Consider the following 6,159-nt stretch of genomic DNA (forward strand, 5'->3'; position numbering starts at 1 on the left):
CGCTATTTTAGCATGTTTTCCACAGTTTTTCTCGTTTCAGAATCTGCCGCAAGAATCGTTTCGAGATCCGGCGAAGCAATCGTCTGATGGGCAAGCATAGCCCGTTCAATGAATTCCTCGATTTGCAAAAAGCCGATTTGACGGTTCAAGAACATCGCAACTGCCTGCTCATTGGCAGCATTCAAGACAGTGGTCATCGTGCCGCCTTCCCGCCCGGCATCGAACGCCAACTTCAAAGCACGGAAGCGTTCGTAATCCATCGCCCGGAAATTCAACTGTGCGATTTCCGCCAGGTCCAGCCGTTTGGCAGTTGGTCGCGGCAGGCGGTCTGGATAGGAAAGCGCATACTGGATCGGCACTCTCATATCAGGTGTCCCGAGCTGTGCCATAACACTCGTGTCCTGGAATTCAACCATTGAATGGATGATGCTCTCACGGTGCAATAGCACATCGATATCATCATAGGCAAAATCGAACAGCACATGCGCTTCGATCACTTCCAGGCCTTTATTCAACATCGTCGCGGAATCGATCGTGATCTTGGAGCCCATCGACCAGTTCGGGTGATTGAGTGCATCTTCCACTGTGACACCCGCAAGTTCATCGCGCGTTTTGTCTCGGAAGCTGCCGCCTGAAGCCGTCAGGATCAACCGGCTTGCCTGCTCGAGCTTTTCTCCGTTGAGCGCTTGGAACAGAGCTGAATGTTCACTGTCCACCGGCAAGATATCAGCACCGTGCTTTTTGGCGCTTTGCATGACGAGATGCCCCGCTGTCACAAGTGTTTCTTTATTGGCGATGGCAATCGTGCGGCCGAGTTTAATCGCTTCCAAAGTCGGTTCAAGCCCGACACTGCCGATTACTGCATTGACCAAGACATCCGCCTCGTATGTCGAAGCATCAACCAGGCCTTTATTGCCATGGACGAATAGAATGCCCTTGAACTCCTGCTGCAGCTGCCGCGCATCTTCAGCGAGCTGGACGCAGACGATTTCTGGCTGAAACTCTTGAATTAGCTCGCGTGTTTTTTCCATGTTTTTACCGGCTGACAATCCGACCAGTGAAAATTCTTCGGGATGTTCCCGGATGATATCGGCTGTCTGGATGCCGATTGAACCGGTCGCGCCGAGCAATATGATTTTTTTCATCTATGAAACAACCCTCTCTTAAATAAAATGCAGGAAATGCAATAGCGGCATGACAAAAAGGATACTGTCGAAGCGGTCTAAAATGCCGCCATGCCCAGGCAGCATCTTGCCGGAATCTTTAACATTAAAATGACGCTTCAAAGCCGATTCCACCAAATCGCCCAATTGTCCGAAAATCGAAGCAACAATTGCGACGATGATGACCAATACGATAGGCTGTTCCATGCCCGCAAAATAAGCAAAAATAAGCGCGATGCCAACAGCCCAGATAATGCCGCCGACAAACCCTTCAATTGTTTTATTCGGTGAAATTTCCGGCCACAGTTTGCGCTTTCCGATTTTGCGCCCTGTAAAATAAGCTCCGGAATCGGTGAACCATACAACCAGCAGCGCAAAAATCAATACCGCAAGCCCAGATTCCCGTGTTTCGATTAAGTAATAGAACCCTAGCCCCACATAAAGGGTGCCGAGGATAGCGAACGCGGCATCATCAAAGGTAAAACTGTTTTTGACAACAACCGTATGTATAAGCAGCAAAATGACTGCCATAAAGACGAATTCCACTTTCAGATAGCCAGTCCATTCGTATACTTGCTGGGACCAATCTCCTGGCAGCATGAAAGCATACAAGGCCACAAGAGAAATAAGACCGGGCACGCTCATGAGGCTCCGGCCTTTCATTTTAAGTAATTCCTGAAAACCGATTGTTGCTAGGACGTAGACCAAAAGAATAAACGGAATCCCGCCGATGATGACAAATGGAATAAATAGGGCAGCTGCTATTGCTCCTGTAATAATGCGTTGCTTCAATTTGCTTCTTCCCCCTTCAAACCACCATAACGCCGATTTCGTTTCTGATAAATCTCGAATGCCTCGAGCAAGCAATCTTCACCGAAATCAGGCCATAAGGTGTCGGTAAACCAAAATTCGGTATAAGCCAATTGCCATAGCATGAAATTGCTCAAACGAACCTCCCCGCTCGTTCGGATCAATAGATCAGGCTCCGGTAAACCGCTCGTCATGAGACGGCTTGTGATCATGTCTTCTGAAATTTCGGATGGCTCCAGTTCACCTGCCTGAACCAAAGCAGCCAAGTTTTTCACGGCGTCAACGATTTCCGCGCGGCTGCCGTAATTCAATGCAAAGTTCAACACCAATCCATCGTTGTGCTTGGTTGCCTCTTTCGCTTTTTGGATCGCCTGGATCGTATGGGCTGGCAGATCATCTACATAGCCCATCATTTCCACACGGACGTTCTCTTCGATCAGCTCCGGCAAAAAACTCGATAGAAACTCTTCCGGCAAACGCATCAGAAAGTCGACTTCTATTTTCGGACGCTTCCAGTTTTCCGTCGAAAACGCATATAAAGTCAAAACACGCCGAGATGGCTTGCGAGCTTCGTTATTTTGCGGACGGTCTTCATTCCCTCGTGATGGCCTGCCACTCTCGGCATCGAACGCTTTTTCGCCCAACGCCCATTGCCGTCCATGATGATCGCCACATGGGACGGTACGCCTGCGCCGGCTACAGCCATGGCACGCTCTCCGTATTCCACCACTACCGGCTCTATATTTCTCTTTAATAGTTTATTGAACATAATTAATCCTCCACTTGTAACCAATCGGAATGTCTATTGCTTATCATATCAAAAAAATGCGCGTTGTGCGTGAACTTTCAAGGCACTTCCGAAATTTTGGCATGAAAAAAGCGTCCTGTTATACAGGACGCCTGGGAACAGATGAAGTTCGCTTAAACTGCCATGATTTCAGTTTCTTTGTCTTTGACCATGTCATCAATTTTAGCGATATGCGTGTTTGTCATATCTTGCACATCGTCTGAGTAGCCACGCAAATCATCGGTTGTAATCTCACTTTTTTTCTCAAGCTTTTTCAAATCGTCGTTGGCATCGCGGCGAATATTGCGGATGATGACTTTGGCATCTTCCCCTTCTTTCTTCACTTGCTTAACCAAATCTTTACGGCGCTCCTCCGTAAGAGCTGGAACCGCAAGACGGATGACGTTACCGTCGTTTGAAGGGCTGAGTCCAAGATCCGATTTCAGGATCGCTTTTTCGATTTCCGGCAATACGGTCTTATCGTAAGGCTGGATCATGATCAAACGCGCTTCCGGGACTGAAATGCCGGCTACTTGGTTGACAGGTGTCGGGGCACCGTAATACTCGACCGTAATTTTGTCGAGCAATGAAGGGGTCGCACGCCCCGCGCGGATAGAAGCCAAATCACGCGAAAAAGCTTGAATGGCATTGCTCATTTTTGTTTTCGTATCGTTCATGATTGTTTTCGGCATTATAATGATCTCCTCACTACTGTCCCGATCTTTTCACCAAGAACAGCTCGTTTTATGTTTCCTTTTTCCATTATAGAGAATACTACGAGTGGAATATCATTGTCCATACATAATGTGGAAGCTGTCGAATCCATCACTTGAAGTCCTTGTTGAATGACGTCGAAGTACGATAGTTCATCGTATTTGACCGCTTCAACATCGGTTTTTGGATCAGCAGAATAAACGCCGTCCACGTTGTTTTTCGCCATCAAGATGACATCTGCTTCAATTTCTGCAGCTCGCAACGCAGCTGTCGTATCTGTCGAGAAGTAAGGATTTCCGGTTCCAGCCGAGAAAATGACGACACGTTTTTTCTCGAGGTGGCGGATCGCTCTTCTGCGAATATACGGTTCTGCGACTTGGCGCATTTCAATTGAAGACAATACGCGTGTTTCCACGTCTTGCTTCTCGAGCGAATCCTGCAAGGCCAATGAGTTCATGACAGTTGCCAACATCCCCATATAGTCTGCAGTCGCACGGTCCATGCCCATCTCCGAACCGACTTTGCCGCGCCAGATGTTTCCTCCGCCAACCACTACCGCTACTTCTACGCCAAGGTCTACGATTTCCTTCACTTGCGCTGCGACAGATTTGATGATTTCAGGGGAAAGACCGAAACCTTGTCCGCCTGCCATCGCTTCTCCACTTAATTTCAGTACAATGCGTTTGTATTTTGGAACACTCATCGGTACCCTCCGTTACACGTTTATTGAAAAACAGGGAACACAACATTGTGCTCCCCGGATAACTCTTATAAAAGTTGGATTATTTTTTGTTGACTTGGCTCATGACTTCGTCAGCGAAGTTGTCTTCGCGTTTTTCGATGCCTTCGCCCACTTCGTAACGGATGAACTCTTTTACAGTGCCGCCAACAGATGCTGCGAACTCGCGGACTTTCTGGTCAGAGTTTTTGACGAATGCTTGGTCAAGCAAGCAGATGTCTTCGAAGTATTTCCCAAGACGGCCTTCAACCATTTTTTCAACGATTTTTTCTGGCTTGCCTTCGTTCAACGCTTGCTCAGTCAATACTTTGCGCTCACGCTCTACTTCCTCAGCAGACACTTCGTCGCGAGAAATGAATTTCGGGTTAAGTGCAGCGATGTGCATAGCGATATCGCGTGCAGCTTGTGAATCGGAAGAACCTTCCAAAAGAACGAGAACACCGATGCGTCCGCCCATGTGCAAGTATGGACCGAAAGCGTCATTGTCTGATTTTGTGCGGATTTCGAAGCGGCGCAAGGTGATTTTCTCACCGATTTTAGCGATAGCGTTCGAGATGTGGTCCGCTACTGACAATCCGTTTGACATAGTAGAAGCATTTGCTTCATCGATTGTCGCTGGTTTAGTTGCAAGCAAATGCTCGCCGATTTCTTTAACCAAAGTTTGGAAGCCTTCGTTTTTCGCTACGAAATCCGTTTCAGCGTTAACTTCGTAGATGACTGCTTCGTTACCTTCTTCAAGGATTGAAGTGATCCCTTCAGCTGCGATGCGGTCTGCTTTTTTAGAAGCGCTTGACAATCCTTTTTCACGAAGGAAATCTAGAGCTGCGTCAATGTCACCGTCAGTTTGTACCAATGCTTTTTTGCAATCCATCATACCTGCGCCTGTTTTTTCGCGCAATTCTTTAACCATTTGAGCTGTAACTGCCATGATTAAATTCCTCCTTCAACTTGTCTGTGTTTTCTCAAAAAAAGGTGATAAGTGGGGTTGGCCGCTTATCACCTGTAAACATTGCGAATTACTCAGCAGTTTCCGCTGATGCTTCTTCGTCTTCTTCCGGCTTAGACTCAAGAAGAGCATCAGCCATTTTGCCAGTCAATAGTTTGACCGCACGGATAGCATCATCGTTTGCAGGGATTACGTAATCGATTTCGTCCGGGTCGCAGTTTGTATCAACGATACCTACGATTGGAATGTTCAATTTCATAGCTTCTGCTACTGCGATGCGTTCTTTACGAGGGTCTACGACGAACATTACGTCCGGAAGACCGTTCATGTCACGGATACCGCCTAGGAATTTCTCCAAGCGTTCGTGTTGTTTTTTCAATTGAACTACTTCTTTTTTCGGAAGGACATCGAAAGTGCCGTCTTCTTCCATGCGCTCGATCTGTTTCATGCGGTTAACACGTTTTTGGATCGTGCCGAAGTTAGTCAAAGTACCACCCAACCAGCGTTGGTTGATGTAGTAGTTGCCAGAACGTTCTGCTTCTTCTTTGATCGCGTCCTGAGCTTGTTTTTTTGTTCCTACGAACAAGACTTTACCGCCTTCTTCGCCCACTTGCTTCATGAAGTTGTAAGCTTCCTCAAGTTTGCGGACCGTCTTTTGAAGGTCGATGATGTAGATGCCGTTACGTTCCACGAAGATGTATTTTTTCATTTTCGGGTTCCAGCGGCGAGTCTGGTGGCCAAAGTGAACACCAGCTTCGAGCAATTGTTTCATTGAAATTACTGCCATGATGTGTTTCCTCCTAATAGGTTTTTGTTTGCCTCCGCACTCTTCGCTTCTGAACCGTTACCAATAAAGGCACCTGCGGAACAGATCGGAATGCGTGTGTATTTAACACCATTTGAAATTATACCACGCAGTTGCTGGTGCCTGCAACTGATATTTATAAAAACAATCGATTGCAATATTGAACGGCGATCGGGAACACTGCTGAACACAAAA

The 6,159-nt window shown here is 47.2% G+C and carries 7 protein-coding genes and 1 pseudogene; all 8 read right to left on the reverse strand.

Going from position 1 to position 6,159, the window contains the following annotated elements:
• Positions 1-2: 2 nt before the first annotated feature.
• Positions 3-1,145, reverse strand: a complete 1,143-nt coding sequence (gene dxr, locus ON064_RS06250; protein WP_274624103.1) for a 1-deoxy-D-xylulose-5-phosphate reductoisomerase — start codon at positions 1,143-1,145, stop codon at positions 3-5.
• A gap of 18 nt (positions 1,146-1,163) precedes the next feature.
• Positions 1,164-1,955 carry a phosphatidate cytidylyltransferase gene (locus ON064_RS06255; protein ID WP_274624104.1) on the reverse strand — a complete coding sequence of 264 codons (792 nt, stop codon included), beginning with the start codon at positions 1,953-1,955 and terminating at the stop codon, positions 1,164-1,166.
• Positions 1,952-2,742 (reverse strand): annotated as a pseudogene (locus ON064_RS06260) (isoprenyl transferase). Before ON064_RS06260 ends, ON064_RS06255 begins: the two are co-directional and overlap by 4 nt.
• Before the next feature lie 152 nt (positions 2,743-2,894).
• Positions 2,895-3,452 (reverse strand): ribosome recycling factor, encoded by a 558-nt coding sequence (gene frr, locus ON064_RS06265; protein ID WP_274624105.1) that lies wholly within the window; start codon positions 3,450-3,452, stop codon positions 2,895-2,897.
• On the reverse strand, positions 3,452-4,177 hold the full coding sequence (gene pyrH, locus ON064_RS06270) for a UMP kinase (protein WP_101190520.1): 726 nt from the start codon (positions 4,175-4,177) through the stop codon (positions 3,452-3,454). The genes frr and pyrH overlap by 1 nt, the downstream gene beginning before the upstream one ends.
• Before the next feature lie 79 nt (positions 4,178-4,256).
• On the reverse strand, positions 4,257-5,141 hold the full coding sequence (gene tsf, locus ON064_RS06275) for a translation elongation factor Ts (RefSeq protein WP_121297658.1): 885 nt from the start codon (positions 5,139-5,141) through the stop codon (positions 4,257-4,259).
• A gap of 88 nt (positions 5,142-5,229) precedes the next feature.
• A complete protein-coding gene (rpsB, locus tag ON064_RS06280; protein ID WP_058380458.1) occupies positions 5,230-5,946 on the reverse strand; it encodes a 30S ribosomal protein S2 in 717 nt (238 codons plus the stop codon).
• Positions 5,937-6,159, reverse strand: a 223-nt coding sequence (locus tag ON064_RS06285; RefSeq protein ID WP_274624106.1) for a hypothetical protein, incomplete at its 5' end; no start/stop codon positions are given. The genes rpsB and ON064_RS06285, both read right to left, overlap by 10 nt.

Source organism: Planococcus sp. A6, from assembly GCF_028823615.1.
In the GTDB taxonomy this organism is placed as follows: domain Bacteria; phylum Bacillota; class Bacilli; order Bacillales_A; family Planococcaceae; genus Planococcus.

Coding starts and splice junctions, on each gene's coding strand:
- dxr (WP_274624103.1), bottom strand. CDS start 1,145: ATGAAAAAAATCATATTGCTCGGCGCGACCGGTTCAATCGGCATCCAG.
- frr (WP_274624105.1), bottom strand. CDS start 3,452: ATGCCGAAAACAATCATGAACGATACGAAAACAAAAATGAGCAATGCC.
- pyrH (WP_101190520.1), bottom strand. CDS start 4,177: ATGAGTGTTCCAAAATACAAACGCATTGTACTGAAATTAAGTGGAGAA.
- tsf (WP_121297658.1), bottom strand. CDS start 5,141: ATGGCAGTTACAGCTCAAATGGTTAAAGAATTGCGCGAAAAAACAGGC.
- rpsB (WP_058380458.1), bottom strand. CDS start 5,946: ATGGCAGTAATTTCAATGAAACAATTGCTCGAAGCTGGTGTTCACTTT.